The sequence below is a fragment of the Brachybacterium halotolerans genome, from assembly GCF_016623465.1.
Taxonomy (GTDB): Bacteria; Actinomycetota; Actinomycetes; order Actinomycetales; family Dermabacteraceae; genus Brachybacterium; species Brachybacterium halotolerans.
On the sequence record NZ_JAEDAJ010000001.1, the window covers coordinates 737,212 to 764,040 of the forward strand.

Here is a 26,829-nt window from a genome sequence, read left to right on the forward strand (position 1 = left end):
CCGCCCCTCCGGGGCCTGGGCAGGTGGGAGGATGCCCCGATGGACACCTCCCCCGCCTTGGTCCCGGAGCTCATGGTCGAGGACCTCACGCGCAGTCTGCGCTTCTGGGTCGAGGAGTGCGGCTTCTCCGTCCGCTATGCGCGCCCCGAGGAGGGCTTCGCCTACCTCGAGCTGGCGAGCGCCCACGTCATGCTCGATCAGCGCGGCATCGGCCGCGACTGGGTCACCGGGCGGCTCGATCCCCCGCTGGGCCGGGGCATCAACCTGCAGATCGGCGTCCCGGACGCGGAGTCGCTGGCGCAACGCCTGGTGAGGCGCGGCGTGGAGCTGTTCCTCCCTCCCGAGACCCGCTGGTACCGCATGGGAGTGCAGGAGGCGGGAGTCGTGCAGTTCCTGGTCCAGGATCCCGACGGCTACCTGCTCCGCTTCCAGTCCTCCGTCGGGAAGCGGACGGTCTAGGCGGTCGCCACGTACTTCCGCGCGCCCTCCTGGACGCCCGCGAAGCGGAACGGCGCCGTGGTCACGCGCGGGGTCTCGACGTCCTCGTCGCTGCCCAGCAGGCGCTCGTGCAGCTCCTCGTACTCGGCGACGGTCACGGGGACGCGCTCATCCAGGGCCGCTCGAGTCGCCGCGGCCCGCTCGGGACGTGCGTACCCGGGCTGGACGGTGCCGGTGAGCATCTCCCCCGCACTGCCGGAGCCGTAGCTGAACAGGCCGATCCGTCGACCCCCGAGCCCGTCGCGGTGGTCCAGCAGCGCGGCGAGGCCCGCCCACAGCGAGGCGGTGTAGGTGTTGCCGAGACGGCGGTCGTAGACGGCGCCCTGCTCGAGCGCCTCGGGGTCGAGACGGCCGCCGGTGTGCTGGTCGAGGAAGCGCTGCGCCTTGACGGCCATCTTCGTGAAGGGCTGGTGGTAGACCACGGCGTCGAGCTCGTCGACGCCGGGGCCGCCCTGCGCCTGCAGGTCGTCCCACGCTCCCAGCAGCGCGTTCTTGTAGGCGCTGATCGAGAGCCTGCCGTTCACCAGCGCGGTCGTGGAGTCGTTCGGGCGCCAGAAGTCGTCGACGTCGGCCGAGTAGACGCCGGAGACGGGGTCGATCGCGAGGAGCGCCGGGTCGGCGGCGATCAGCAGCGCGACGGCGCCGGCGCCCTGGGTGGGCTCGCCGGAGGTGCCCAGGCCGTAGCGGGCGACGTCGGCGGCGATCACGAGGACCTTCTCCTGGGGCCGACGGGCCACGATACCGATGGCCGTCTGCACGGCGGCCGCGCCCGCGTAGCAGGCCTGCTTGAGCTCGACGGAGCGCACCGAGCTCGGCAGGCCGAGCAGTCCGTGGACGATCACCGCACCGGACTTGGACTGGTCCACGCCGGACTCGGTCGCGAACAGCACGGTGCGCAGGCCCTCGGTCCCGGTGCGCGCGAGCAGCCGCGAGGCGGCGGAGGCGCCCAGGGAGACTACGTCCTCGTCGGCCGCGACCACGCCCATCTCGTCCAGGCCGATGCCGCGCGTGTACTTCGCAGGGTCGACGCCGCGCGCCTCGGCGAGCGCGCCGAGGTCCAGGACGTGATGGGAGGCGGCGAGCTCGAGGTCCTCGATGCCGATGCTGGTGCTGGTGGATTCTCCGGTGCTGGTCATGAGCGCGGTGCCTTCCTCCGCTCGAGGCGACGATGGGCCGTCATCAGCTCACCCTGGTTGGTCTGGGCGGCCAGCAGCGAGAGCTCGCCGCAGAGCACGCTCGCGGCGATCAGCGCCGCCAGCCGGCGCGAGTTCGCGCCGGGCTCGCGCTCCTCGCGGCAGCCGAGGCGCTCCATCGCGTAGTCGACGTGCGGGAGGTCCTTGCCGTTGCCCACGGTGCCGACGATCAGGTGCGGGAGCGTGCACGAGAAGTACAGCCCCTCCTCGCGGACCTCGGCGTGGGTGAATCCCTGGGAGCCCTCGACGATGTTCGCGGCGTCCTGCCCGGTCGCGAGGTAGAAGGCGAGCAGCATGTTCGCGTAGTGCGCATTGGCCGAGCGCAGGGCGCCGGCGATCGTGGACCCGATCCAGTCCTTGCGCACCACCAGGTCGGTGATCCGCTCGGCGGTCGAGCGCAGCTGCTTCTCGACGGTCTCGTGCGGGATGAGGATCTCGGCGACGACGCTGCGGCCGCGGCCCAGGACGCCGTTGACGGCGGTGGCCTTCTTGTCCGAGCAGAAGTTCCCGGAGATCGATCCGTACTCGATCCCCAGGTCCCAGGAGAGGATCCGCTCCATGAGCTGCTCGGAGGCCTGCGTGACCATGTTGTGGCCCGAGGCGTCGCCCGTGGTGAGCGCGAAGCGCGTGAACAGCAGGTTCCCGACGATCTCGGGGTGGATATCCTCGAGACGGGCGAAGCGGGACCCCGAGGAGACGACCTCGCGCAGCTCGTCGACGCGCTCGGCGATGACCTTCGACGCCTCGAAGGCGGTCGCCGCGTCGGGAGCGACGAACAGCGTGGAGCGGGTCATCCGCTCCTCCAGCACGGTCGCGCGGATGCCGCCCTCGACCAGCCGGGAGATCCGCGCCCCGCGGCCGACGGACGGCCACAGCGGGGTCTCGTAGGTCGCGAGCGGCACCTCGATCTCCCCCTCGACGGCGTTGCCGCTCATCCGCAGGGGGCCGACCCAGCGGGTGGGGATCTGCGTGGTGGGCGCGGGCGCAGCGGGGGCAGATGCAGTGGTGGCGGATGCGGTGGGTTCGGGCTCGGTGCTCATCGCTGCTCCTGGGGGTCGGAGGGATCGTCGGTGGCGCGGGCGGAGCGGTGCGCGAAGGCGCCCGCGTCGATGCCGCGCAGGGTGCAGAACTCGCGCAGGCGCCCGCGCACGAGCACATCGGTGCCCGTGAGGCCCGCTGCCGTGCGGGCGCCGAGCAGGGCCGCGAGCTCGCGGGTGTGGTGCTGCCAGGAGCCGATGAGCTCGACGAGCCCTTCGGGCCCGCCCTCGACCACGGCCTTGAGGAAGGAGCCGGCGACGCCGACGGCGCGGGCGCCGAGCGCGAGGGCCTTGACGACGTCGAGGGGGTCGCGGACACCGCCGGAGGCGAGCAGCGTCATCCCGCCCAGCTCGCCCTGGTGGGCGCGGGCGTCCAGCAGCGCGGCGGGCGCGGACTGGCCGAAGCCGGTGAGATACGAGTAGTCGCGGCCGGGGCGGCGGTCGTTCTCGATGGCGAGGAAGTCCGTGCCGCCGCGTCCTGAGACGTCGGCCCAGGCCACGCCGATGGATGCGAGGTCGGCGAGGGTGCGGGCGCTGAGCCCGAAGCCGACCTCCTTCACGAGCACCGGCACCTCGAGCGCCGCCACGATCTGCTCGATGCCCCGCAGCCACGAGGAGAAGTCCGGGCTGCCCTCGGGCATGACGGTCTCCTGCACGGCGTTGACGTGCACCTGGAGGACGTCGGCCTGCAGCAGGTCGACGGCGCGGCGGGCGTCCTCGACGCTGCGGCCCACGCCGATGTTCGCCATCACGAGGCCGTCGGGGTTCTCGCGGCGGATCACGCGGAAGGCGTCCGCGGCGGACTCGTCCTCGAGGGCGATGGAGACGGAGCCGCAGCCCATGGCGGTGCCGGTCTCGCGCGCGGCGATCGCGAGCTGCTGGTTGATGCGCCCGGTGGACTCCGTGCCGCCGGTCATGCCGTTGATGTAGAACGGGGCCGCCACGGTGCGGCCGAACAGCTCGATGCCGAGGTCGACCTCCGGCAGGCTGACCCCGCCGAGCGCGTGGTGGAGAAACTCGAGATCGTCGAACTCGGTGGTGCGCTTCCCACCCTGCCACTGCGCGGTGGCGAGGCGCACGTGGTCCTCCTTGCGCTCGCGGCGTCCCGCGGCGTCGGCGTCGGGCCTCGGCCCGTCGGTCCCCGCGCTCATCGCACGGCCCCCGCGGTGTCCGCGGTCTGCGGGAGGTGGGGGCGCAGATCGAGGCGCAGGATGTCGTGCTCGCGCCAGGTGGCGAGCACCGCGTCGTCGCTCACGTCGCCGGGCAGGAGCATGATGCCGCAGTCGCCGCCGCCCGCCCCGGAGGGCTTGCCGGCGGCGCCGCTGGCCTCGGAGAGGTCGCACAGGGTGCGCAGCTGGTCGGTCTCGATGGTGGTGCCGCGCAGGCGTCCGAGCTTCTGGAGCAGGCGGCGGCAGCGGCGGATGATCTCGAGCATCGTCGCGGGGTCGCTGTCCCAGGCGGCGACGAGCTCCTCGACGGCGGTGCGGGAGTCGTCGAGGAACCGGGCGTAGTGCGCGTCGAGGTCGTCCTCGCTCATGCGCACCCGGTCCACGAGCCTCTCGGTCGAGGCGGGAGAGCCGGTCCAGCCCACGAGCAGGCGCAGCGCGGTGAGGTCCGGCAGCGGACGCACCGTGCACACGTCCCATTCGGGGGCGGTGAGCACCTCCGCCACCGGGACGGCGTCGCTGAGGGCGAGCAGCCGCGCCCGGTCGGGCGCGGTGTAGGCGATCCACCCGCCGAAGGTCGAGGCCGCGAGGTCTCCGCCGGAGGCCTTCGGGGCGACGTGGATGGTCGCGAGCAGCGCGAGGCGGAAGCGCTCCATCGCGGTGAGCCCGAGTCCGTAGAACCGATCGAGCGCGTCGACGACGGCGACGGTGACGGCGGCCGAGGACCCCAGCCCGAACTTGCGACCGCTGGAGTCGTCCAGCTCGGAGTCGATGTGCAGGTCGAAGTAGCGCGGGTCGAGTCCCCGCTCGGAGCGCAGGCGCTCGAGGATCGTGATCGCCGCGGTGACGTAGTCGAAGGGGCTGTGGTCCACCACGATGGTGTCGCCGTCGGCGTCGCGCACCCAGGTCACGGGGCCGTGCCCGTAGCGGCTCGAGTGGACGCGTCCCATGCCGATCGCCTCGGTGAGGCGCACGGTGAGGTAGCGGTCGACGGCCACGAGGATCGCGGGATGGCCGGGCTCGACCACGGCGTACTCGCCGGCGATGTAGAGCTTGCCGGGGGCGCGGGTCTCGATCATCGCTCGCTCCCGTCCGTCTCGGCCGCATCGACCGTCGCGTCCACGAGGTGCGCGCCGGGCCCGGGGCCGACGATCCGGACGCTGCCGTGCGCGGAGACCGCCCGGGCGACCGTCTCGGCGTCCGCGGGCGTGGTCAGCACGCACACGTTGGGGCCGGCATCGGCGGTGGGGTGGGCGACGACGCCCTGGGCCCGCAGCGCGGCGGCGGTGTCGAAGACGGCCACGCTCGCGGGCGCGAGGTACCGCACGGGCGGCTCGCTCGAGGCGATGACGGCGTGCATGCGCAGGGCATGGGACTCGGTGATCTCGCCGATCCGGGTGAGGTCCCCGGCGCCGCACGCGCACACCATCTCCTCGAGGGTGCGGGCGGTCGAGGTGATCCAGGCGTCGTAGAACGGCGAGGTCGCGGCCGTGCGGCGCATGCCCTCGCGGCTCGAGACGGCCTTCTGTGCGCCGTCGACCGTGACGATCACCAGGCGCAGGTCCGGGGCGTCGATCTGCTCGGCGTAGGAGGTCTCGTCGTCGGTCCCCGCGTGCCAGACCGCATAGCGGTCGACGACGGAGCGGCAGGCCGAGCCGGAGCCGCGGCGGGCCAGGCGGCTGAGCGCGCGCTCGTCGAGCGCGAGCCCGAAGGCGCGGGAGGCGGCGAGGGCGAGGGCTGCGAATCCCGAGGCGGAGGAGGCGAGGCCCGCGGCGGTGGGCGCCTCGTTCACCGAGTCCACGCGCGCACGCTCGCTCGAGCCGGAGAGCTCGCGCACGTGGTCGAGGAACCGCGTGGTCCGGGCGAGGGCCGTTCCGGTCGCCTGCGTGCCGTTGAGGACGAAGGAGTCCTCGTCGGCCTCCGGGTCCAGAGTCACCGTGGTCGTCGTGGCGAAGGCGTCGAGGGTCATGGACATGCTGCCGGCGACGGGGAGGATGAGCTCCTCGTCGGCCTTGCCCCAGTACTTCACGAGCGCGATGTTCGGGTGCGCGCGCGCTGTCGCCGTTCTCATGCGGTCTCCACCGTGGTCTGCCAGGTGCGGGTCGCGCCGGCGTCCCGCAGCATCGTCTCAAGGTCCGCGGCGCGGGCCGCGTCGGGAGCGAGGGCGAGCACGCAGCCTCCGCGCCCTCCCCCGGTGAGCTTCGCGCCCGCCGCGCCGGCCCCGCGGGCCGCGCCGACGAGGCGGTCGAGGGTCGCATCGGACACCTCGAGCTCGGTGAGCAGGGAGTGCGCCTCGTCCATGAGCGCGCCGAGCGCGGGGACGTCGCCGGTGGCGAAGCGGTCGAGGGACTCCTCGACGATGCCGCCCAGGCGGCCGATGATCCCGTCGACACGGCTCGGGAAGGTCTCGCGCAGCTCGCGGACCGCGCCGACGGCCTCCGCGGTCGAGCCCTCGTGGCCGCTGTCGGCGAGGACGAAGGTGAGCGGCGCGCCGACGGGGACGGGGGTGACCTCCCCGCCGCGGAAGCGGATGGGCACGTCGGACGCGACGGCCCTGCCGTCCAGTCCGCTCGAGCGGCCGTGGGCGATGGTCTCGGCGGCCATGACGACGTCGTGGACGACCTCGGGATCCAGGGGCGTCTCGGTGAGGTCGCCGATCGCGCGGGCGATGCCGGCGGCCACGGCCGCGCTCGAGCCGAGCCCGCGCTCGAAGGGGATCGCCGAGTCGATCTCGACGTCCAGGCCGATCGGCGCCGAGGTGGTGAGCGCGAGGGCAGCGTGGATCGCGGTGACCAGGGGGTGCAGGCGCTGCGGGGCATCGGCCGCGGAGCCGGTGAACAGGGCGCTGCGCAGGTGGAGCTGTTCGTCGGCGCGCTCGGTGACGCGCACGGTGAGGTCGAGCGCATGCAACGGGACGGCGATCGCGGGCGTGCCGTACACGACGGCGTGCTCGCCCAGCAGGATCGATTTCGCGTGGGCCCGTCCGATGCCGGTGCGCGCACCGTGCACGCTCGTGCGCGCTGGGTTCATCCTCGCCTCTCCCCGCTGCCTGGTGGGTTGCCGGCCGACCTCCGGCCGTGCGCCAGGATACGGCGCGCCGCCCCGGGCCCGCCCGCTGCGGTGGGCCTGCTCACCTGCACGCTCACCTGCACGGACGTCGAGGGAGGACATGCGTCGATTCTGGCACGCGCCTCGCCGCCCCGAGCGGGGTTCCTGGGCCGGGCGTGCGAAGGTTCTGTGAACACCCCGGCACAGTCGCCGGAGGGCTCGCCTCACATGCGCGACCAGCCGGGGGTCGAGGGGCCGATGAGAGGGCGCCAGCCCGTCTCGGACATGAAGCGCACGGAGCTCACGCGCAGGCTGCGGCGCTGGACGTCGAGCCGGGTGCCGACGACGGCCTGCGCGATCTCGGGGTAGAACTTCGCGGGACCCTTGGCCTTGGCCTCGGTGCCGAGGTCCTTGGCCCAGCGGCCGCGGGTGATCGGCTCCCCGCCCACGTTGTAGAAGCCGCTGCGCGCGCCGAGGGCGGCGACGAAGGCGCGGCCCGCGTCGCGATGGTGCAGCAGGGTGATGTAGCTCTCGGGCCGGCCCAGCAGGATCTGGTCGCCGCTGCGGGTGGCCTTGAGCGTGTGCGTGGTCTGCGGGTCGCGGCCGAAGAGCTGGCCGAGGCGCAGGATCACGGCGCTGCGCCCGCCGGTCGCGAAGTCGACGGCCGCGCGCATCTCGCGCACTCGCGGGCGGAAGGCCTGGTTGCGGACGGACAGCGGCTCGTCCTCGCCGATCCACTCGTCGCCGTTGTCCGGGTAGAGGAAGATCGTGGACTCCTGGACCAGGCGCTGCACGCCCGCCTTCTGCGCGGCCGAGGCGATCGCGACGGAGGCCTCCATGTGCAGCTTGTCGTCCTCGCGCCAGGCCAGCGGGCGCATGGCCGCCATGCCCTTCGGGACGTGGGCGAGGGTGTTCACGACCACGTCGTGGCCCGCGAAGACGTCCTCGAGGGCGGCGGCGTCGAAGACATCGGCGACGACCGCGGAGGCGCCGCGGCCCTCGACCACGGGGATGCCGCGCTCACGGCGGGTCACCCCCGTCACCTCGTGGCCCGCGGAGACGAGCGCCTCGACCGCCTCCTGCCCCAGAACGCCGGTGGCACCGGTGACGGCGATCTTCACAGCCGATCTCCTTCCGCAGGTCGCATGTCGCGTCGTGCGCGGATCGTCCGGATCGAGAGCCCTCGAGCGGATCGAGCCTGCGCAGGTCGAGTCTAAGTGATCCTGCACCGCTCTCCCGATCCGCGGCTGGGAGCGGCGTGCACGCGACCCGGACAGGGTTCGCGAGGACGATGGGAACGACGAAGCCCCCGCGGCATGTGCGACGGGGGCTTCTCGATCGGGTGCGCCATCAGGGACTCGAACCCCGGACCCGCTGATTAAGAGTCAGCTGCTCTAACCAACTGAGCTAATGGCGCCGACGAACAAAAACATTACCCCGCTCGGGTCCGAGCGCAAAACCGGAGGCCACGCCCTGTGAGCGAGCAAACAGGAAGCGGCCCGGCCGGGCGCACCGCGCGCCGGCCGGGGCCCCCCGCCCGCGGGAAAGGGGGGCACCGCCCCCCGGGGGGGGGGCCCCCCGCCGGGGGGGGGGGGGGCGCGCCCCGCCCCCCCCCCCCCCCGGCCCCCCCCCCCCCCACGGATCGACGGTCGGGGGCGACGGTCGGGTGCGACGAGCCGGTGCGGCGGGCCGGGCGCAGCGGGCCCTGTGCGACGGTGAGCTGCGGCGGGCCGGGCGCGGCGCCGGGTCAGCTGCCCAGGGCCTTCTCGATCTTGTCGGGGAGCTGCTTGAGCGCGTACTCCTGGGCGAGCACGGTGCCCAGGGAGAAGGCGCTCTGGAGGTCGCCGTTCACGACCACGTCGCGGCCGTCGGCCACGGCGGGGATCTGGTTCCACTGCTTGTCGTCGGTGATCTCGGTGGTCTCGATGTAGATCGGGAAGGCGACGATGAGGTCGGCGTCCAGCTCGTCGAGCTGCTCAGCAGAGATCGAGACGGAGAACCCGGAATCACCGGTGGGCAGCGCCGCGATCTTCTTGGACTGCGTGAATCCGAGGTTCTGGAGGAAGCCCAGGCGGGTCTCGCCTTCGATGTACGCGCCCCACCCCTCGGAGGTCCTCGTCGCGACCGTCACCGACTTGCCCTTCCAGTCGGGGTGCGCGTCGGCGACCTTCGAGAACTTCTCGTCGAGGCCCTTCTGGAGCTCGTCGGCCTTCGCGGTAGCGCCGAGCGCCCGGCCGATCATCGCGAGCTGCTCCTTCGGGGAGCCCAGATAGTTCGCGCCATCCTTCGGGACGCCCACGGTGGTCGCGATCTGGGAGAGGCGCTTGTAGCGATCCTTGTCGCCCGAGCTCTTGACGTCCAGAATCAGGTCCGGCTCGAGCGCGGCGATGGCCTCGAAGTCGGGCTCGAGGGTCTCGATGATCGTGGGGGCCTTGTCGTACATGCCCTTGGCCCAGGGCCCGACGCCCTCGCCGCCGAAGGCGATCCAGTCGGAGGCTCCCACCGGCTGCACGCCGAGCGAGAGCGCCGTCTCCGCGTCGCCCCAGCCCAGCGCGACCACGCGGGTGGGCTTCTCGGAGACCTCGACGTCACCGAACAGGGTGGAGATGGTGACGGGGAACGCGCCGTCGGCCCCGCCAGCGTCCGAGCCCGACCCCGAGCCCGAGGAGCTCGAGTCGTCGGACCCGCCGCAGGCGGCGAGCAGGCCGACGGACCCGAGGGCGAGTCCGGTCGCGAAGAGGGAACGGCGTGTGAGCATCGAGAGGCCTCCGGGTGGGAGTGGACACAGGGGACGCTCGCGCAGTCGGGCGCGAGTCATAACAAAGGTTAGACTCACCTCAGCTGTGCGCCCAGTCCCCGACGGCGCACTTACCGCACGTCACATCCAGTCCGACCCGCGCATCCGCCGCGCGTCCCGCATCCTGTGGGACCGCATCGACCCGATCGCCTCCCGCGAGGTGACGGTGCCCGAGGCGTGAGCGCCGCCGATCCGGAGGCACCATGAGCAGTCCCGCCGCGGCGCCCTCCGCGCGCGCCCCGCGCTCCGGTGCTGGCGCTCCGCGCGCGGGCGGCCACGCCACTCGCTCGGGCGGCGGGACCACGGAGCGCGCCGCCGACAGGACGGGGCGGCACCCGTCCCCCGGCGCGGCGCGTCGCGCTCCCGCGACCCATGGCGCGCGCCCCGCCCTCCTGATCGCCGCGGTCCTCGTGATCCTGCTGGCGCTGTGCGTCGCCTCCCTCGCGATCGGGTCCCGCCCGGTCCCGCCGAGCACGGTGCTGCGTGTCCTGCTCGACACGGTCACCCACCTCGGCGGCGGCGGATCGGGCGCCCGCGCGGGGTCCCTCGGCCTGAGCGTCCAGGACTACGCGGCCGTCAGCGACCTGCGGCTGCCGCGCACGGCGATCGCCCTGCTCGCCGGGGCCGCGCTGGGCCTCGCCGGAGGCCTCATCCAGTCGCTCACCCGCAACCCCATGGCCGAGTCGGGGATCCTGGGTCTGAACGCCGGCGCGGCCTTCGCGGTCGCCCTGGCGATCACGGTCCTGGGGATCACCTCGCCGGCGGGCTTCGTCTGGTTCGCGCTGCTCGGCGCGTTCGTGGGGACGGTCGCCGTGTGGCTGATCGGCACGGCCGGCGGCATGGTCTCCCCCGAGCGGCTCACCCTCGCGGGCGTCGCCCTGGGCGCGGTCCTCGCCGGCATCACCTCGGCGATGCGGCTGACGAACCCGCAGCGGTTCTCGGCCCTGCTGGTCTGGGAGAGCGGCGATCTGTCCCAGCGCGGATGGTCCCTCGTGGTGCCTGCGCTCCCATTCCTCGCGATCGGCGTGGTCCTCGCCCTGCTGCTCGCGCCGGGCATGAACCTGCTGGCCCTCGGCGACGACCTCGCGGTCGCGGCGGGCGCCCACCTGCTGCGGATCCGTGTGCTCATGGTGCTCGCGATCACCCTGCTCGCGGGAGCGGCGACGGTGATGGCCGGACCGATCTCCTTCGTCGGCCTGATGGCCCCGCACGTGGCCCGGTGGATCGTCGGCCCCGATCAGCGCCGGCTGCTGCCGCTCGCGATGGCGATCTCCGCAGCAGTCATGCTCGTGGCCGACGTGCTGGCGCGGGTGATCCTCTGGCCGAGCGAGGTCCCCGCCGGGATCGTCGCGGCCGTCGTCGGCGCCCCCGTGCTCATCGTGCTCGTGCGCCGGACCCGAGCGAGCGGCCTGTGAGCACCGCGTCCGCCTCCCCCGACGCGCCCGCCGGCCGCTCCGGATCCGCCGACCCGGTCGCCCGGCGCCGACGCGACGAGCGCCGCCGGGACCGCATCGTCCTGGGTGCCCTGGTCTTCGCGACGCTGGCGATCGCCCTGCTCGCCCTGTACCTGGGAAGCTCCTCCGTGATCTTCTCCGACACCCCGCACGGCACGCTCGGCGGCCTCCTCGAGGCGCTGCGCGGCGATGGCCCGCGCGCGATGATCGTGCGCGAGTGGCGACTGCCGCGGGTGGTCGCGGGCCTCGCCTTCGGCGCGGCGCTCGGCGCCTCGGGCGCGATCTTCCAGACCCTCACCCGCAACGCCCTGGGCTCGCCCGACGTCCTCGGCTTCTCCACCGGCTCCTACACGGGCGTCCTGGTCGCGACCGTGCTCCTGGGCGCAGGCGGACTCGCCTCGAGCGACAGCGCGCTCGCGCAGGCGGCGGCCTCCCTGGGCGAGACCGGCGGAGCCCTGCTGGGCGGGATCGGCGCGGCGATCCTCGTCTACGTGCTCGCCTACCGGGACGGGATCCAGGGGTTCCGCCTGATCATCGTGGGCATCGCCATCGCCGCGACCCTCTCGAGCGTCAACACGTTCCTGCTGCTGCGGGCGAAGGAGGAGGTGGCGATGGCGGCGAGCATCTGGGGAGCCGGCTCCTTCGACCTCATGTCCTGGCCCGCACTGCTGCCCGCCCTCGCGGTCCTCGTGCTGCTCACGCCCGCGGTGATCGCATCCGTCCCGGTGATCCACCAGCTCGAGCTGGGCGACGACACCGCGGCCATGCACGGCGTGCGCGTGGAGCGGGCGCGCCGCATCGTGCTGCTCATCGCCGTCGCCCTGGTGGCGGTGTGCACGGCCGTCGCCGGCCCGATCGCCTTCATCGCGCTGTCCGCGCCGCAGGTCGGCCGGCTGCTGGTGCGCCGCCCGGGCATCCCGATCCTGCCGGCCGCCCTCGTCGGCGCGCTCCTGCTCACCTCGGCCGACGTCGCCTCCCAGCAGCTGCTCCCGCAGACCGTCCCCGTGGGCATGGTCACCGTGGTCCTGGGCGGGGTGTACCTCGTCGCGCTCCTGCTCGCGCAGTCCGCGCGCTCCCTGCGCCGACGGGTGTGAGGCACCCGTCCCACTCGCTCACTGCCCACGTGGAGGACTGATCGTTAGGGTCGGATCCATGCCCATCGACGACCTCCTGCCGCAGCTGTCCGCCCCGGCCGACGAAGCGACCACCCTCATGGGGAGCCTCGTGGAATGGCTCCTGAGCCATGGCGTGCGCATCCTGGTGATCATCGTGGTCGCCGCCCTGATCTCGACCATCGGCACCTGGCTGATCAAGCGCTTCGTGAACACGATGATCGACTCGTCGACGAAGATCTCGACCGTCGCCGGATCCGTCGTCAAGCGCGACGACCGCTCGGCGAAGCTCGCCCAGGCCCGCCGTGCGCAGCGCGCGACGACGCTCTCGAACGTCGCGCGCAACGTGTTCACGATGGTGGTCTGGGCGATCGCCCTGGTGATGGTCCTGGACCAGCTGGGGCTGAACGTCGCCCCCGTCATCGCCTCGCTCGGCGTGCTGGGGCTGGCCGCCGGCATCGGCGCGCAGAACATCATCAAGGACGTCGTCTCCGGCGTGCTCATGCTCTTCGAGGACCTCGTGGCCGTGGGCGACGTGGTGGACCTCGAGTACGCCAGCGGCACCGTGGAGAACATCAACCTGCGCACCACGCAGGTGCGCGCCCTCGACGGCTCCCTGTGGACCGTGCGCAACGGCGAGGTCATCCGCGTGGGCAACATGTCCCGCGGGTTCTCCAACGCCGTGGTCGTCCTGGACATCGACCACGCGGCCGACTACACGAAGGTCACCGAGATCCTCGACGAGGTCGGCGCGGAGTTCGGCGAGGACGAGCAGTGGAAGGAGCTGCTGCTGGGCCCCGTCACCGTCTCGGGCATGCTCGAGGTCGACGGCGCGAGCTACCAGCGCCGCGTCGTGGTGCGCGTCGAGCCCGGCCAGCAGTGGACCATCGAGATGGAGCTGCGCCGGCGCATCCGCCTGGCCTTCCGCGAGGCCGACATCGACTTCGCGCTCCCCCGCTTCGGGGCCGTCTCCGCGGCCTCCTGAGATCATGGGCGGCGCGCACGCGGCCGCCCGAGAACCTGGAGCATTCCATGACGATCCCCCTGCAGGGCCCCTCCTCCGATCCGTCTCGGGGCGGGTCGTCGGCCGGTCCGACGGCCCGCCCGACGGACGGTCCGACGGCCGCCCCCGCGACCGGCGGCGGCCCGGCTCCCGCATCGGCTCCGGCGCCCGCCCAGCGGCAGACGTTCTACGAGGCCGTCGGCGGTCACGAGGCCTTCGCGCGGCTCGTCCACCGCTTCTACGAGGGCGTCGCCGAGGACCCGGAGCTGCGCGCGATGTATCCCGAGGAGGATCTGGGGCCGGCGGAGGAGCGCCTGCGGATGTTCCTCGAGCAGTACTGGGGCGGTCCGAAGACCTATGGCGAGCGGCGCGGCCATCCCCGGCTGCGCAGGCGTCACGCGCCCTTCGCCGTCTCGCCCTCGCAGCGCGACGCCTGGCTGCGGCACATGCGCGCCGCGGTCGACTCCCTCGAGCTCGCGCCGATGCTCGAGGAGCCGCTGTGGGACTACCTCGAGCGCGCCGCCCACTCGATGGTCAACACCGTGGACGGCGGCGAGGCGCCGATGCCGGGAGCCGCGCTCCCCGGCCACATGGACTGAGCACCCCGGCTCGGTCCGGATCCGCCGGCGCCCCGGATCCGCCGACGCCCCGGCTCAGCCCGGATCCGCCGCGCCGCGCGCCTGCTGGCGCATTCCCTCGAGGATGAGGTCGAGCCCGGCGCGGAACTGGTCGGCGTCGTCGTGGCCGACGAACTCCTCGATGATCGCGTGGATGTACGGGAACTCCTCGGGGTCCAGGTCCCGCCAGACCTGCGCATACTGCTCGAGACCGCTGTCGCGGTCCTCGAGGGTCGCCGCCAGCTCGGCGGGCGGCTCCTGGCCCAGATCGATCGCGGTGCCGATGACGAAGCCGAGCACCGTGGAGACCGCGTGGAACGTCTCGCGCGGCGCCATCCCCAGTCGCATCACCTGCTCGCCGAGCGCCTCGTAGGCACGCACCACGTGCGGTTGGGTCGAGCTGTCGCGCATCATGTAGCGGCCCGTCCAGGGGTGCTCGCGGATCGTGTCGAACAGGTCGACGGCGAGCGCACGCAGGTCCGCGAGCGGATCCTCCGACCCGGGCAGGTGGGCTGTGCGCTCGACGTACTCCGAGACGACCTGGTCGGTCGCGCGATCCAGCAGCTCGTCCTTGCTCGAGACGTACCAGTAGATGCTCGCGACGCCGCCGCCGAGTCGCGCGGCGAGCGCGCGAAAGGTCAGCGCCCCTTCGCCGTCGGCGTCGAGCAGGGCGATCGCCTCGGTGAGCACGGCCTCGAGCGAATGCGCCGTCCGCTGTCGACCGCGCTGGGGCCCTCGCCCGGTCGCCGGTGCACGCCCGGGACCGCGCCCGGGGCCACGTCCGCCGGAGGGACCCTGACCCGGGACTCCTCCGTGACCGCGCCGGCCTCGGGGATCACCGACTCCGCGAGGGCCCCCTGGTCCGCGAGGACCGCCCGGTCCGCGCGGATCACCGGGACCCTGGTGACCGCCGGGGCCTCCCGCGCCGCCCGGACCACGGCGACCCTGTGACGCACCAGCCATGCCCATCGCCTCCCTCCGCCTTGTGCTCGTGACGGTCCAGGTCTACCTTATCGAACGTTGTTCCATTCTCGAACGTCGTTCGATACGACTCCCCAGGAGGTTCCCATGACCACCACCCGACCGTCCGTCCCACCCGACGCCCCCGACGCGTCGACTCCGTCCACCCCGACCGCCGCGCCCACCCCGTCGGCCCGCATCTATCCGAGCCTCCGCGCCGCCTGGCTGCCGATGCTCGCCCTGTGCCTCGCCTTCTTCGTCGAGATGGTCGACAACACGCTGCTGAGCATCGCGCTGCCCACCATCAGCCGCGACCTGGGCAGCGGCACCACCGCCATGCAATGGATCACCGGCGCCTACTCGCTGACCTTCGGCGGGCTCCTGCTGACCGCCGGCTCCGCGGCCGATCGCCTCGGCCGCCGCCGCGTGCTGCTCGTGGGCCTCGCCGTCTTCGGCCTGCTCAGCCTGCTGGTCGCCTTCGTCGAGACCACCGGCGAGCTGATCGCGCTGCGCGCCGCGCTCGGCATCGCCGCCGCGGCCATGGCGCCGATCACGAACTCGCTGGTCTTCCGCCTGTTCGACGACGACACCGTGCGCATGCGCGCCATCACCGTGATGATGATCGTGGGCATGAGCGGCTTCATCCTCGGCCCGCTGCTCGGCGGCACCGCCCTGGCCCACGTGCGCTGGGAGTGGCTGCTCATGGTCAACGCCCCGATCGCCCTCATCGCCTTCATCGGCGTGCGCCGCGGCGTCGCCCCGGACCGTCCCGAGGACCTCACCACTGAGAAGCTCGATCTGCCCGGCTCGATCCTCTCCATCGCCGCCATCGGCCTGGGCTGCTTCATGCTCACCAGCGGCGTCGAGAACGGCTGGACCTCGCCGGCCACGCTCGGCTGCCTCGTGGGCTGCGTGCTCGCGATCGTGCTGTTCGTCCTGCGCGAGCGCACCGCCGCCTCCCCCATGCTGGATCTGCGCCTGCTCGCGACCGGCACCGTCCGCGGCGCGGCGCTCGCCCAGATCGGCACCTCGATCGCCATGGCCGGCGTCATGTTCGCCCTGGTCATGCACTTCCAGTTCGCCTACGGCTGGTCCCCCGTGCTCGCCGGACTCGCGAACCTGCCGATGATCCTCACGATGCTGGTCGCCTCACCGCTCGTGGAGCGTCTGGTGGCTCGCTTCGGCCACCGCATCGCCTGCCTCGTGGGCGCGGCGAGCCTGTTCGTGTCCCTCGCGGGGATGGCCTGGAGCGTGGACCACGGCTACCTGCCGATCGCGATCTCCATGGTCATCATGTCCTTCGGCCTGCGGATCGTCATGACCACCTGCGCGGTCGCCCTCATCGGCGGCATGCCCGAGGACCGCACCTCCATCGGCGCGGCCCTGAACGACACCGCGCAGGAGGTCGGCACCAGCGTCGGCACCGCCGTGGTGGGCACCCTCATCGCCGCGCTCGTGACGGCGACGCTGCCCGCCGGCACCTGGTCCGACGGCCTGGTCGCGTCCTTCTTCCACGGCGAGCGGATCACCTTCGCGATCCTCGCGGTCGCCGTCGGGATCATCGCGACCGTCGGTGCGCTCACGCTCACCGACTCCCACGAGACCGACGAGCACCCGGCCTGATCAGCCGCGGAACTCGAGCGGCTCGTCGGTGTACTGGTCCAGCAGCACGCGCACCTCGTCGCTCAGACGCGTCGCCCGCCCCTGCTCGCGCTCGACCACCACGATCGTGGTGCGCGCGCTGACGTAGGGGTAGGCGCCGTCCTGGTCGTCGGCCCGCAGCAGCCTGTAGTCCACGTCGAAGCTCGCCCCGCCCACGCGCGGCACCCACATCCGCACCAGCGCGCCCTCGCGCAGGTACTCGATGGGCCGGTGGTACTCCAGGCGCTGGGAGGCGATGAGGGTGAGCAGCGGCGAGGTCGCGTCGAACAGGTCGAGCTGCGAGGGCCGGCGCACGGCCCCGCGCTCGATCTGCTCCTCGCTGGGCGACCAGAACGCGGCGATCCGCGCCTCCTCGAGGAGGCGCACCACGGCCGCGTTGTTCACGTGGCCGTAGGCGTCCAGATCGGTCCAGCGGACAGGGACTGTGATGTCGAGATGAGCCATGGGGCCATCGTAGGGATCCGTGGGGGTCCGACGTACCATCGGCGCATGTCGAACGCGCATCCCGATCCGCTCTCCGGCCCCACGACCGGCGCCGACGCGCCCGATCCCGCCGCGGTCTCCGCCGCGCTGCTCGACCTGCTGGACCTGCGCACCCTCGAGGCCGACGGGACCAGCGGGTCCACCGGGGCCGACGGGGTCGACGGGGTCGACGGAGCCGTCTTCGAGGGCGACACGCGCCCTCAGCCCGGCGGGCACGTCTTCGGCGGGCAGGTGATGGGCCAGGCCGTCGTCGCCGTGGGCCGCACCGTCCCCGAGACCCGGCACATCCACTCGATGTACTCCTACTTCCTGGCACCGGGCGATCCGCATCAGCCGATCCGCTTCAGCGTCGACGCGCTGCGCGACGGCGGCTCCTTCTCGGTGCGCCGCGTGCTCGCGACCCAGGGCGAGCGCACGATCCTCGCGATGACGGCGTCGTTCCAGGAGGTGCAGGACGGCCTCCAGCACCAGGACCGCGCTCCCGAGGCGCCGGACCCCGAGGGCCTGCCCACCACGGCCGAGGTCCTCGCCGGGATCGACCATCCCGTGGCGCGCTACTGGGCGACGCAGCGTCCGATCGACATCCGCCACGTCACCGACCCGATCTACCTGCGGCCCGACGGCTCGGGCGCCGAGTCCCAGATGCTGTGGATGCGGGTGCTCACGCCGATCGAGGCGGACCCGCTCGTGCACGACGCGATCCTCGCGTTCGCGAGCGACTACACGCCCTTCGAGCCCATCCTGCGCCGCCAGGGCCTGAGCTGGGTGACGCCGGGCCTGCGGATGGCGACGATCGACCATGCGATCTGGTGGCACCAGCACGTGGACGCCGGCGAATGGCTGCTGTACGTGCAGCGCTCCCCCTCGGCGTCGGGCGGTCGCGGCCTCACCCAGGGCGAGATGTTCGCGCGCGACGGCTCCCTGGTCGCGACCATCACCCAGGAGGGCATGATCCGCACCGGGGCCGACCGCCGCTGACGCGCGGCGCCGCCCCTCAGCGCGTCACTTCATCGCCTCGTTGCCAGCCTTCTGCGCCTCCGGGAGGCCGTCCTTCGCGCTCTTGCGGCCGATGAAGATCTCCTGGAACACGGGCATCGCCGCGGTGAGCCCGGCGTTCGCCTTGGCACCGGTGTCGGCGGGGGCCGGGTCCTTGGCGGCGTCGATGAAGACGCTGACGTCCTGCCCCTTGTCCTTCCAGTAGTTCACGAAGGTGTCCTGGACGTCGCTGTTGCCCGGGAAGGAGACGCCCATCTCGCCGAAGGGCCGCTGCCCGTCGGCGCTGCCCAGCCAGGTCAGGAGCTTCGCGATGCCCTCCTGCTGGTCGTCGTCGGCCTTCGCGTTCCCCACGGCGACCACGCCGTGGACCAGGGACTTCGCGCCCGCCGGGCCGGCGACCATCGGGGCGATGCCCCACTCGAAGCTGTCGCCCACGGCCTCGTCGATCGCGCTCAGGCTGTAGGGGCCGGACTGGAAGAGCGCGAGCTTGCCCTGGGCGAACATGTCGCGGCAGAGGTCGCCGTTCTCGTTGGTGTCGGCCGCGTCGGGCGCGATCTGGTCCTTGTTCACGAGGTCCGCAAGGTACTGGAAGGTCGCGATGCCCTCCTTCGAGGCGAAGGCGTACTGGTCCTTGTCGTTCTCCCAGTCCGCTCCGTTCGAGGCGAGGAACGGGCCGATGATCGCCTGGCGGTCGCACGAGGAGTTGAAGCCGAACCGGCTGCGGGAGTCCGCGTCGAAGCCCTTGTCGCCGGGGTGGCGGTCCTCCTTGTCGACCGTGAGGGCCTTGCCCGCCTCGCGCAGCGGGTCGGAGTCCTTGGAGGGGTCGAAGGAGAGGTCGGCAGGATCGATCTTCTCGGCGTCCAGCAGCTCCTTGTTGTAGAACAGCGCGATCGAGTCCCACAGCTGCGGGACCCCCCAGAGCTTCCCGTCGCGGGTGTAGAGGTCCACGACGGCCTTCTGCCACTGGTCCTTGTCGGCGCCGTCGACCGCGTCGTCGATCGCGACCAGGTTCCCGGCCTCCTGGAACTGCACGTAGTTCGCGGAGTTCATGAGGTAGACGTCGGGGGCGTCGCCGCTCGCGACGTCCAGGGGCAGCTTCGTCCAGTAATCGTCCCAGGCGACGACGTCGATGCTCACCTTCCACCCGGAGTCCTTCTCGAAGGCCTCGAAGGACTTCTCGTAGGCGGCCTTGGCGGTGTCGTCCCAGAGGCGGAACGTGAGGGACTTGCCGCCCTTGCCGGAGCCGGAGCCCGAACCGGAGTCGCCCGAGCCCGAGGGCGAGCAGGCCGCGGCGGCCCCCACGGCACCTGTCGCGGCGAGGGCGGAGATCATGCGGCGTCGACTGATCATGGCGGGTCCTTCCGGAGGGCGGGCGCGAGCGGGTCGGCGGGCTGATGCGGCCGACGCCCGGTGGGTCGGGCGCGGTGGTCTCCCGCCGATCCGCCCATTGTGCCCCGATCCGGCCGACGAGCCGGGACCATTCCGACGTCCGAGGACACCCGGCGTCACGCTCAGCGCAGGGTGCTCGCGCCGATCGACCGGGTGATCTGGCGCTGGAAGATCACGAACAGTGCGATGAGCGGGAGCATCGCGAGGGTCGTCGCGGACATCACGAGGGTCCAGTTGCTCGCGTACTGCGACTGCAGGGCCGAGGTGGCCACCGTGACCGTCTGCCACGTCGGCCCCGAGGTGATGATCAGCGGCCACATGAAGCTGTTCCAATGGGTGACCACCGTGATCAGCACGAGGGTGACGATGATGGGCCGGTTCAGCGGGATCACGAGGTTCCACAGCAGGCGCAGGGTGCCCGCGCCGTCCAGGCGCATGGCGTCCATGAGCTCGGTGGACATGCCGCGGAAGTTCTCGCGCAGCAGGAAGATCGCGTACGGGGAGCCCAGCACGAAGGGCAGCACGAGCGCCCAGAACGTGTTGCGCATCCCCGCCTCGCTCATCATCAGGTACAGCGGCACCACCACCACGACCTGCGGCACCATGAGCGTCGCGACGTACACCCAGAACAGCAGGTCGCGGCCGGGGAACCGCAGCAGCGCGAAGGCGTAGGCGGCGAGCACGGAGAACACCATCTGCCCCACGAGGATCACGGCCACCATCTGCAGGGTGACCACGAGCGGGGTGACGAAGCCGCCCTCGGAGGTGGTGAACAGGGACGTGAAGTTCTCGAGGGTGAGCGGTGAGGGCAGGGCCAGCGGCCCGTCCTGGACGAACTGGCGGGGCGTCTTCAGAGCCGTGATCACCGACAGCGCGAACGGCGCGAGGGTTAGCAGGACGGCGATCAGCAGGACCGCGTAGGTCGCGGCCAGGGACAGGGCTCGGCGTGCGTGCATCGGGGTCCTCCTTCAGCTCAGGTCGTAGGTGATGCGGCGGCCGAAGTACCGCTGCTGGGCGACGGTGATCACGACCAGCAGGAGGAACAGCACCACCGCGACGGCGCTCGCCTTCCCCACGGCGAAGGAGTCGAAGGCCTGGTTGTAGATGAGCGAGGCGATCACCTCGGTGCGGTGCTCGGGTCCGCCGCCGGTGAGCGCGTAGACCATGTCGAACACCTGGAAGCTCGCGACCACCTGGGTGACTCCCAGGAAGAAGGTCGTGGGTCGCAGCAGCGGGATCGTCATGAAGCGCAGCTGCTGGAGGGGGCTCGCCCCGTCGATGCGCGCCGCCTCGTAGATGCTCTCGGGGATCCGGGCCAGGCCGGCCTGGAAGAACAGGGACACGTATCCCACCTGCTGCCAGATCGCGACGAAGGCGACGGCGGGCAGCGCGAGCATCGGAGAGGTCAGCCATTCCACGCGCACGCCGAGCAGGGCGTTCAGCGCGCCCGTCGAGGGCTGGAAGATCCACTTCCACACCACGCCCAGGGCCAGCGGCGCGCACACCCACGGGATCACCACGATCACCCGCACGAGCGAGGATCCGGGCACGGCGCGCACGAGCTGCGTGGCGAGCACGAGACCCAGGGCGAGCGTGACGGGCACCGCGATGACGGTGAAGAGCACCGTGACGACCAGCGAGTTCAGCAGCGCTCCGCCGCTGAGCAGATCCGCGTAGTTCGCCAGCCCCACGAACTCGCGGGTGCCGATGAGGTCCCAGCGGAACAGGGAGACGACGAAGGCGAGCAGCACCGGCAGCAGCAGGAAGGCGGTCACGCCGATGAGGCTGGGGGCGAGCAGGAGATAGCCGACCACGGGCGAACGGGGACGCATCGGACCAGTATGACGCCCGCGGCGGGTGCTCCCACCATGCGCATCGCCGACGGGCCGCGCCCGCCGTTCCCGGTGTCAAGGCTGTCGCCGACCGGCACATAGCGGCTCTCTCTGCCACATGTGGCAGAGAGAGCCGCTATACGCCGCTCCGCGACACAGGCCCACGCCGCCGGCTGCCTCCACGAGAGCAGAGCACGGCCGGCCGGCCACTTCGGGCGCAGCGCGGCGCCGGCGCCGGCGCCGGGATCAGGCGGTGACGATGAGCCCGAGCTCGGCGGGCGAGGCGAGCACCCGGTGGCGGGGCACCACGCGCACGTTCACGCCCAGCTCGCCCGGGCGGGCGAGGGTGAAGGACGCGGACCAGCGGGCCGCTCCCCCGTCCTCCGCGCCGATTCCTGCGCTCGCGCCGGCATCCGACTCCGACCCTGCGGCCGCTTCTGCGCCGGCACCCGGGCGCAGCGGGATGAGCTGCGGGGACTCGATCTCGCCATCGGGGCCGACGGGGCCCACGAGCGCCTCGACCTCGACATCGTGGTCGCCGAGCCCGGCGAGGTCGACGGCGGCCGAGAGCGTGATCTCGGCGCCCGTGGGCACGAGGCCCTCACCGCGCCCGCCCCCGATGCGCACGTCGCGCACGCTGATGCGGCCGAAGGCATCGGCGACGCGCCCCTTCCAGGCAGTGAACTCGTCGGCGAGCGCGGGGTCGTCGGCGAAGGCCTCGGCCGCTCCGGCCGCAGGCAGGTACAGCTCGGTGACGTAGTCGCGGACCATGCGGGCGGCGGTGATCTGCGGGGCGATCCGCACCAGGGAGGTGCGCACGCGGTCGCACCAGCCGTGGCGCATGCCCTCGGCGTCGACGTCGTGGAAGAGGGGCGCGATCTCGTGCTCGAGGATCTCGTAGAGGGCGTCGGACTCGAGGCGGTCCCGCTCGCCCTGGTCCGCGACGTGGGCGGTGGGGATCGTCCAGCCGGCCTCGTCGTCCTTCATCTCGTCCCACCAGCCGTCGGAGATCGAGAAGGTGAGGCCGCCGTTGAGCACCGCCTTCATGCCGGAGGTGCCGGAGGCCTCCTCCGGGCGGATGGGGTTGTTCAGCCACACGTCGCAGCCGGCCACGAGCACGGAGGCCATGGTGATGTCGTAGTCGGGCAGGAAGACGATGCGGTGGCGCACGCCGGCCTCGTCGGCGAAGCGCACCATCTGCTGGAGGAACTCCTTGCCGGGCACGTCGGCCGGATGGGACTTGCCGGCGATGACGAACTGCACGGGGCGCTCGGCGTCGAGGAGGATCCGCCGCAGGCGCTCGGGGTCGCGGAGCATGAGGGTCAGGCGCTTGTAGGTGGAGACGCGGCGGGCGAAGCCGATGGTCAGCGCGTCGGGATCGAGGACCTCCTGGGTCCAGCCGAGCTCGGCGTCGTCGGCCCCGCGCTGGAGCCACGAGGCGCGCAGGCGCTCGCGCACCATCGTCACCAGCTCGCCGCGCAGCTGGTCGCGCACGGCCGTGAGCTCGTGGTCCCCGAGGGTCGCGAGCGGGCTCCAGTCCGACAGCGCCGAGATGTCGACGTCCCCGAGCACCTTCTTGTACAGGTCGTCCATCGCGCGCGAGGTCCAGGTGCGGCGGTGCACACCGTTGGTGATCGAGGTGATCGGCACCTCGGCGACGTCGAAGCCCGGGTAGAGGGAGCGGAACATGCTGCGCGAGACGGCACCGTGGAGCTCGGCGACCCCGTTGGAGCGCTGGGCGAGTCGCAGACCCATGTGGGCCATGTTGAAGACCTCGCCGCCGTCCTCGAGGCCGAGCGCGAGGGCGGCCTCGACGGGCAGGCCGTCGACGAGCCGGGAGATGCCGGACTCGTCGGCGTCCAGCACGCGCCGCAGCTCCCCGACGTCGAAGCGGTCGATGCCGGCGGGCACGGGGGTGTGCGTGGTGAAGACGGTGCCGGCGCGGACCTCGGTCAGGGCCTCGTCGAAGCTGCGGCCGCGCTGCATGATCCGGCCGACGCGCTCGAGCCCGGAGAAGCCCGCATGGCCCTCGTTGAGGTGGAAGACCTCGGGGGCGGGGAAGGCGCCGGTCTCGCTGAACGCGGCGACGGCGCGCACGCCGCCCACGCCCAGCACGATCTCCTGGAGGATCCGATGGTCGTGGTCGCCGCCGTAGAGACGGTCGGTGATCGCCCGCGACTCCTCGTCGTTCTCCTCGACGTCCGTGTCCAGGAGGAGCAGGGGCACGCGCCCCACCTGCACCTTCCACACGGCGATCCGCACCTCGCGGCCCCCGGGGAGTGCCACCGAGACGGTCATCGGCTCGCCGGCGGCGTCGACGACGGGCTCGACCGGAAGGTCCGCGGGATCGTTCAGGCGGTAGCTCTCGCGCTGCCAGCCGTCGCGGTCGAGGCTCTGCGAGAAGTAGCCCCACTGGTAGAGCAGGCCGACGGCGACCAGCGGGACGCCCAGGTCCGAGGCCGACTTCAGATGATCGCCGGCGAGGATCCCGAGGCCTCCCGAGTAGATCGGCAGCGTGGGGGTGATGCCGAACTCCATGGAGAAGTAGGCGACGGCCGGGGTGCGCTCCCCAGCGGCCCCCTGGGTGGGCACGGTGCGCTGGAACCAGCGGCCGGAGTCGAGGTAGGTGCGCAGGTCACCGATCTCGGCGCGCATCCTGGCGAGGTAGTCCTCGTCGCCGGCCATCTGCGCGAGACGGCTCGCGGGCACGAGGGGGAGCATCGCGATCGGGCTGCCTCCGCTCGCGGCGAAGGCCTCCGGATCGAGGTCCTGGAAGAGGGCGAGGGTCTGCCTGCGCCAGGACCAGCGCAGGTTCATCGCGAGGGTGCGCAGCGGCTCGAGCGCGGCGGGCAGATCGGAGGCGACCGTGAAGGTGGCGGCAGGCTTCATGGGGCCGAGAGTACAGGCGGAATCGGACACCGATCACCACGCGTCAGCGCGTCGGCGACCCCGCGTCACCTGCATGACCGAGACTGGACGCCGAGCGTGCACCCGCGCGAGCGCCCGGAGGGCCCTCGTGCCCGCCCGTCTGCTTCCCGACCCCCGGCCGCCCGTCCCCGAAGGAGTCCCTCCCATGTCGATCCCGCTTCCGCTTCCGACCCTCACCCTGCACGGGCGGCTCGTGGATCTCGTGCCGCTGAGCCACGATCACCTCGCGGGACTGCAGGACGCGGTGGCCGACGGCGAGCTGTGGTCCACCTGGTACACCACGGTCCCCCGCCCCGAGGACATGGCCGAGGAGATCGACCGGCGCCTCGCGCTGCGCGAGGAGGGCATGATGCTGCCGTTCACGACGATCCGGCGGGCCGACGGCCTGGTGCTGGGGATGACCACGTTCATGAACATCGACCCCTCGGTGCCGCGCGTGGAGATCGGATCGACCTGGAACCGCGCCTCCGTCCACGGCACCGGCACGAACCCCGATTCGAAGCTGCTGCTGTTCGCCCACGCCTTCGAGCAGTGGGAGGTGGAGGCGGTGCGCTTCCGCACCCATCGGGCGAACCAGCAGTCCCGCACGGCGATCGAGCGCCTGGGTGCGGAGCTCGAGGGTATCCTCCGCGCCGATTCCCGCGACCGCTTCGGGATCGTGCGCGACACCGCCCAGTTCAGCGTGCTCGCCCGCGACTGGCCGATGGTCCGCGCGACCCTCGAGCACCGGGTGGGTCGACACCTGGGCTGACGCGCGCCCGGTGCACTCGCTGCGCATGCACGACGCCCCCCCGCAGAGCGATCTGCAGGGGGCGTCGTGCGTGCTGGGGCGGTCGGGTCGTCGGCTCGGATCCTGCCGACCCGACCGGACTCAGCGGGTCAGGCGGCGGTGAGTCACGCGGTGAGGCCGTGCGGCCTCCTCGCCCAGGCGCTCGACCTTGTTCTTCTCGTAGGCCTCGAAGTTGCCCTCGAACCAGTACCAGTTCGCCGGGTCCTCCTCGGTGCCCTCGTAGGCCAGGATGTGCGTGGCGACGCGGTCGAGGAACCAGCGGTCGTGCGAGACCACGACGGCGCAGCCCGGGAACTCCAGCAGTGCGTTCTCGAGCGAGCCGAGGGTCTGGACGTCCAGGTCGTTCGTCGGCTCGTCGAGCAGGAGCACGTTGCCGCCCTGCTTGAGGGTGAGCGCGAGGTTCAGGCGGTTGCGCTCGCCACCGGAGAGCACGCCGGCCTTCTTCTGCTGGTCGGGGCCCTTGAAGCCGAACTGGCTGACGTAGGCGCGCGAGGGGATCTCGACCTTGCCGACCTGGATGAAGTCGAGGCCGTCGGAGACGACCTCCCAGAGGTTCTTCTCCGGGTCGATGTTCTCGCGGTTCTGGTCGACGTAGCTGATCTTGACGCTCTGGCCGACCTCGAGGTCGCCGCCGTCCAGCGGCTCCAGGCCCACGATCGTCTTGAACAGGGTCGTCTTGCCGACGCCGTTGGGACCGATGACGCCGACGATGCCGTTCGGGGGCAGCGAGAAGCTGAGCCCGTCGATGAGCAGACGCTCGCCGAAGCCCTTCCTGAGGTCCTCGGCCTCGATGACCTTCGTGCCCAGGCGCGGGCCCGGCGGGATGGTGATCTCCTCGAAGTCGAGCTTGCGGGTGCGCTCGGCCTCGGCGGCCATCTCCTCGTAGCGGGCCAGACGCGCCTTGGACTTCGTCTGCCGGCCCTTGGCGGAGGACCGCACCCACTCGAGCTCGTCCTTGAGGCGCTTGGCGAGCTTCGCGTCCTTCTTGCCCTGGACCGCCAGGCGCTCCTCCTTCTTCTCCAGGTAGGTGGAGTAGTTGCCCTCGTAGGGGTAGAGGTGGCCGCGGTCGACCTCGGCGATCCACTGGGCGACGTGGTCCAGGAAGTAGCGGTCGTGGGTGACGGCGATGACGGCGCCCTCGTACTGCTGGAGGTGGTTCTCGAGCCAGAGCACGCTCTCGGCGTCGAGGTGGTTGGTGGGCTCGTCCAGCAGCAGCAGGTCGGGCTTCTCCAGGAGCAGCTTGCACAGCGCGACGCGGCGCTTCTCACCACCGGAGAGGTGGGTGACCTTCTCGTCGCCGGGAGGGCAGCGCAGGGCGTCCATCGCCTGCTCGAGCTGCGAGTCGAGATCCCAGCCGTTGGCGTTGTCGATCTCGGTCTGGAGCTTGCCCATCTCCTCCATGAGGGCGTCGAAGTCCGCGTCGGGCTGGCCCATCTCCTCGCCGATGGCGTTGAAGCGCTGGACCTTGCGGAACAGGTCGCCCAGGCCCTCCTGGACGTTCTCCAGGACGGTCTTGGACTCGTCCAGCGGCGGCTCCTGGAGCAGGATGCCGACGCTGTAGCCGGGACTCAGACGCGCTTCGCCGTTGGAGGGCTGGTCGAGGCCGGCCATGATCTTGAGGATCGTGGACTTGCCGGCGCCGTTGGGGCCGACCATGCCGATCTTCGCGCCCGGGTAGAAGCTCATGGTGACGTCGTCGAGGATGACCTTGTCGCCCACGGCCTTGCGGGCCTTGTACATGGTGTAGATGAACTCTGCCAAGCTGTTCTCCCTGGTAGACGGTCGATATCGCCACGGTGCGGGCCGGTGTGCACCGGCGCGCGCGTGCGGTGGTGAGGTGGTCCCTGGAATACCCGGGCCCGAC

The 26,829-nt window shown here is 72.1% G+C and carries 23 protein-coding genes, 1 tRNA gene and 1 pseudogene; 9 read left to right on the forward strand and 16 right to left on the reverse strand.

Annotated elements, in window-relative coordinates; translation table 11 throughout:
* The first annotated feature begins 39 nt into the window (after nt 1-39).
* Complete coding sequence (locus tag I8D64_RS03320) at nt 40-459, forward strand: bleomycin resistance protein (protein ID WP_200501039.1); 420 nt, start codon at nt 40-42, stop codon at nt 457-459.
* Here I8D64_RS03320 and I8D64_RS03325 read toward each other — a convergent pair.
* The 9 genes from I8D64_RS03325 to I8D64_RS03365 all read right to left on the reverse strand — a co-directional run bounded on the left by I8D64_RS03325 (nt 456) and on the right by I8D64_RS03365 (nt 9,700).
* Entirely contained in the window at nt 456-1,634 is a 1,179-nt protein-coding gene (locus I8D64_RS03325) for a hydroxymethylglutaryl-CoA synthase (protein ID WP_200501040.1), read from the reverse strand. The two genes, I8D64_RS03320 and I8D64_RS03325, sit on opposite strands and share 4 nt — an antisense overlap.
* Nucleotides 1,631-2,731: a hydroxymethylglutaryl-CoA reductase gene (locus tag I8D64_RS03330; RefSeq protein WP_200501041.1), complete on the reverse strand. Its 1,101-nt coding sequence runs from the start codon at nt 2,729-2,731 to the stop codon at nt 1,631-1,633. The genes I8D64_RS03325 and I8D64_RS03330 overlap by 4 nt, the downstream gene beginning before the upstream one ends.
* The gene (fni, locus tag I8D64_RS03335) at nt 2,728-3,879 is read right to left on the reverse strand and encodes a type 2 isopentenyl-diphosphate Delta-isomerase (protein ID WP_200501042.1); all 1,152 of its coding nucleotides are present in this window, start codon (nt 3,877-3,879) and stop codon (nt 2,728-2,730) included. Before fni ends, I8D64_RS03330 begins: the two co-directional genes overlap by 4 nt.
* The gene (locus tag I8D64_RS03340) at nt 3,876-4,973 is read right to left on the reverse strand and encodes a phosphomevalonate kinase (RefSeq protein ID WP_200501043.1); all 1,098 of its coding nucleotides are present in this window, start codon (nt 4,971-4,973) and stop codon (nt 3,876-3,878) included. Before I8D64_RS03340 ends, fni begins: the two co-directional genes overlap by 4 nt.
* Nucleotides 4,970-5,965, reverse strand: coding sequence for a diphosphomevalonate decarboxylase (mvaD, locus tag I8D64_RS03345; RefSeq protein ID WP_200501044.1), 996 nt, complete (start codon nt 5,963-5,965; stop codon nt 4,970-4,972). Before mvaD ends, I8D64_RS03340 begins: the two co-directional genes overlap by 4 nt.
* Nucleotides 5,962-6,924, reverse strand: coding sequence for a mevalonate kinase (gene mvk, locus I8D64_RS03350; RefSeq protein ID WP_200501045.1), 963 nt, complete (start codon nt 6,922-6,924; stop codon nt 5,962-5,964). Before mvk ends, mvaD begins: the two co-directional genes overlap by 4 nt.
* A 242-nt stretch (nt 6,925-7,166) precedes the next feature.
* Nucleotides 7,167-8,063, reverse strand: a complete 897-nt coding sequence (locus I8D64_RS03355) for an NAD-dependent epimerase/dehydratase family protein (RefSeq protein WP_200501046.1) — start codon at nt 8,061-8,063, stop codon at nt 7,167-7,169.
* A 222-nt stretch (nt 8,064-8,285) separates the two neighbouring features.
* Nucleotides 8,286-8,359, reverse strand: a tRNA-Lys gene (locus I8D64_RS03360).
* A gap of 330 nt (nt 8,360-8,689) precedes the next feature.
* Nucleotides 8,690-9,700, reverse strand: a complete 1,011-nt coding sequence (locus I8D64_RS03365; protein WP_200501047.1) for an iron-siderophore ABC transporter substrate-binding protein — start codon at nt 9,698-9,700, stop codon at nt 8,690-8,692.
* Nucleotides 9,701-9,785: 85 nt separating this feature from the next.
* Between I8D64_RS03365 and I8D64_RS17540 the strand changes: the two genes are divergently transcribed.
* The 5 genes and pseudogenes from I8D64_RS17540 to I8D64_RS03385 all read left to right on the forward strand — a co-directional run.
* A complete protein-coding gene (locus I8D64_RS17540) occupies nt 9,786-9,920 on the forward strand; it encodes a hypothetical protein (RefSeq protein WP_281391971.1) in 135 nt (44 codons plus the stop codon).
* Nucleotides 9,921-9,942: 22 nt separating this feature from the next.
* Entirely contained in the window at nt 9,943-11,154 is a 1,212-nt protein-coding gene (locus I8D64_RS03370) for a FecCD family ABC transporter permease (RefSeq protein ID WP_200501048.1), read from the forward strand.
* Nucleotides 11,151-12,287, forward strand: coding sequence for an iron chelate uptake ABC transporter family permease subunit (locus I8D64_RS03375; protein WP_200501049.1), 1,137 nt, complete (start codon nt 11,151-11,153; stop codon nt 12,285-12,287). The genes I8D64_RS03370 and I8D64_RS03375 overlap by 4 nt, the downstream gene beginning before the upstream one ends.
* Before the next feature lie 58 nt (nt 12,288-12,345).
* Nucleotides 12,346-13,290, forward strand: coding sequence for a mechanosensitive ion channel family protein (locus I8D64_RS03380; RefSeq protein WP_200501050.1), 945 nt, complete (start codon nt 12,346-12,348; stop codon nt 13,288-13,290).
* Between the two features lie 200 nt (nt 13,291-13,490).
* Nucleotides 13,491-13,907 (forward strand): annotated as a pseudogene (locus I8D64_RS03385) (globin domain-containing protein); the annotation flags it as partial.
* A gap of 54 nt (nt 13,908-13,961) precedes the next feature.
* Here the strand turns inward: I8D64_RS03385 and I8D64_RS03390 are convergent.
* Nucleotides 13,962-14,615, reverse strand: coding sequence for a TetR/AcrR family transcriptional regulator (locus I8D64_RS03390; protein ID WP_228358774.1), 654 nt, complete (start codon nt 14,613-14,615; stop codon nt 13,962-13,964).
* A 378-nt stretch (nt 14,616-14,993) separates the two neighbouring features.
* Here I8D64_RS03390 and I8D64_RS03395 point away from each other — a divergent pair, with 378 nt between their 5' ends.
* A complete protein-coding gene (locus I8D64_RS03395; RefSeq protein ID WP_200501053.1) occupies nt 14,994-16,508 on the forward strand; it encodes an MFS transporter in 1,515 nt (504 codons plus the stop codon).
* Here I8D64_RS03395 and I8D64_RS03400 read toward each other — a convergent pair whose 3' ends face one another.
* Nucleotides 16,509-16,991, reverse strand: a complete 483-nt coding sequence (locus I8D64_RS03400) for an acyl-CoA thioesterase (RefSeq protein ID WP_200501054.1) — start codon at nt 16,989-16,991, stop codon at nt 16,509-16,511.
* 45 nt (nt 16,992-17,036) lie between these two features.
* Between I8D64_RS03400 and I8D64_RS03405 the strand changes: the two genes are divergently transcribed.
* Entirely contained in the window at nt 17,037-18,008 is a 972-nt protein-coding gene (locus I8D64_RS03405; RefSeq protein ID WP_200501055.1) for an acyl-CoA thioesterase, read from the forward strand.
* Nucleotides 18,009-18,032: 24 nt separating this feature from the next.
* On the opposite strand, the gene I8D64_RS03410 is transcribed toward I8D64_RS03405, so the two are convergent.
* From I8D64_RS03410 to glgP, 4 genes are all read right to left on the reverse strand, one after another.
* A complete protein-coding gene (locus I8D64_RS03410) occupies nt 18,033-19,376 on the reverse strand; it encodes an ABC transporter substrate-binding protein (protein WP_200501056.1) in 1,344 nt (447 codons plus the stop codon).
* A 161-nt stretch (nt 19,377-19,537) separates the two neighbouring features.
* Nucleotides 19,538-20,371: a carbohydrate ABC transporter permease gene (locus I8D64_RS03415; protein WP_200501057.1), complete on the reverse strand. Its 834-nt coding sequence runs from the start codon at nt 20,369-20,371 to the stop codon at nt 19,538-19,540.
* Nucleotides 20,372-20,383: 12 nt separating this feature from the next.
* On the reverse strand, nt 20,384-21,247 hold the full coding sequence (locus I8D64_RS03420) for a carbohydrate ABC transporter permease (protein ID WP_200501058.1): 864 nt from the start codon (nt 21,245-21,247) through the stop codon (nt 20,384-20,386).
* 246 nt (nt 21,248-21,493) lie between these two features.
* Entirely contained in the window at nt 21,494-24,136 is a 2,643-nt protein-coding gene (glgP, locus tag I8D64_RS03425) for an alpha-glucan family phosphorylase (RefSeq protein ID WP_200501059.1), read from the reverse strand.
* Between the two features lie 184 nt (nt 24,137-24,320).
* Between glgP and I8D64_RS03430 the strand changes: the two genes are divergently transcribed.
* Nucleotides 24,321-24,926: a GNAT family N-acetyltransferase gene (locus tag I8D64_RS03430; protein ID WP_200501060.1), complete on the forward strand. Its 606-nt coding sequence runs from the start codon at nt 24,321-24,323 to the stop codon at nt 24,924-24,926.
* A 120-nt stretch (nt 24,927-25,046) separates the two neighbouring features.
* On the opposite strand, the gene ettA is transcribed toward I8D64_RS03430, so the two are convergent.
* On the reverse strand, nt 25,047-26,726 hold the full coding sequence (gene ettA / locus I8D64_RS03435) for an energy-dependent translational throttle protein EttA (protein ID WP_200501061.1): 1,680 nt from the start codon (nt 26,724-26,726) through the stop codon (nt 25,047-25,049).
* Between the last annotated feature and the right edge of the window lie 103 nt (nt 26,727-26,829).

What these genes read in the sequence shown, in the direction of transcription:
- I8D64_RS03405 (WP_200501055.1), top strand. Translation starts at nt 17,037, where the DNA reads ATGTCGAACGCGCATCCCGATCCGCTCTCCGGCCCCACGACCGGCGCC.
- fni (WP_200501042.1), bottom strand. Translation starts at nt 3,879, where the DNA reads ATGAGCGCGGGGACCGACGGGCCGAGGCCCGACGCCGACGCCGCGGGA.
- glgP (WP_200501059.1), bottom strand. Translation starts at nt 24,136, where the DNA reads ATGAAGCCTGCCGCCACCTTCACGGTCGCCTCCGATCTGCCCGCCGCG.
- I8D64_RS03320 (WP_200501039.1), top strand. Translation starts at nt 40, where the DNA reads ATGGACACCTCCCCCGCCTTGGTCCCGGAGCTCATGGTCGAGGACCTC.
- I8D64_RS03400 (WP_200501054.1), bottom strand. Translation starts at nt 16,991, where the DNA reads ATGGCTCATCTCGACATCACAGTCCCTGTCCGCTGGACCGATCTGGAC.
- mvk (WP_200501045.1), bottom strand. Translation starts at nt 6,924, where the DNA reads ATGAACCCAGCGCGCACGAGCGTGCACGGTGCGCGCACCGGCATCGGA.
- I8D64_RS03395 (WP_200501053.1), top strand. Translation starts at nt 14,994, where the DNA reads ATGACCACCACCCGACCGTCCGTCCCACCCGACGCCCCCGACGCGTCG.
- mvaD (WP_200501044.1), bottom strand. Translation starts at nt 5,965, where the DNA reads ATGAGAACGGCGACAGCGCGCGCGCACCCGAACATCGCGCTCGTGAAG.
- I8D64_RS03430 (WP_200501060.1), top strand. Translation starts at nt 24,321, where the DNA reads ATGTCGATCCCGCTTCCGCTTCCGACCCTCACCCTGCACGGGCGGCTC.
- I8D64_RS03330 (WP_200501041.1), bottom strand. Translation starts at nt 2,731, where the DNA reads ATGAGCACCGAGCCCGAACCCACCGCATCCGCCACCACTGCATCTGCC.
- I8D64_RS03420 (WP_200501058.1), bottom strand. Translation starts at nt 21,247, where the DNA reads ATGCGTCCCCGTTCGCCCGTGGTCGGCTATCTCCTGCTCGCCCCCAGC.
- I8D64_RS03325 (WP_200501040.1), bottom strand. Translation starts at nt 1,634, where the DNA reads ATGACCAGCACCGGAGAATCCACCAGCACCAGCATCGGCATCGAGGAC.
- I8D64_RS03370 (WP_200501048.1), top strand. Translation starts at nt 9,943, where the DNA reads ATGAGCAGTCCCGCCGCGGCGCCCTCCGCGCGCGCCCCGCGCTCCGGT.
- I8D64_RS03380 (WP_200501050.1), top strand. Translation starts at nt 12,346, where the DNA reads ATGCCCATCGACGACCTCCTGCCGCAGCTGTCCGCCCCGGCCGACGAA.
- I8D64_RS03340 (WP_200501043.1), bottom strand. Translation starts at nt 4,973, where the DNA reads ATGATCGAGACCCGCGCCCCCGGCAAGCTCTACATCGCCGGCGAGTAC.
- I8D64_RS03415 (WP_200501057.1), bottom strand. Translation starts at nt 20,371, where the DNA reads ATGCACGCACGCCGAGCCCTGTCCCTGGCCGCGACCTACGCGGTCCTG.
- I8D64_RS03365 (WP_200501047.1), bottom strand. Translation starts at nt 9,700, where the DNA reads ATGCTCACACGCCGTTCCCTCTTCGCGACCGGACTCGCCCTCGGGTCC.
- I8D64_RS03410 (WP_200501056.1), bottom strand. Translation starts at nt 19,376, where the DNA reads ATGATCAGTCGACGCCGCATGATCTCCGCCCTCGCCGCGACAGGTGCC.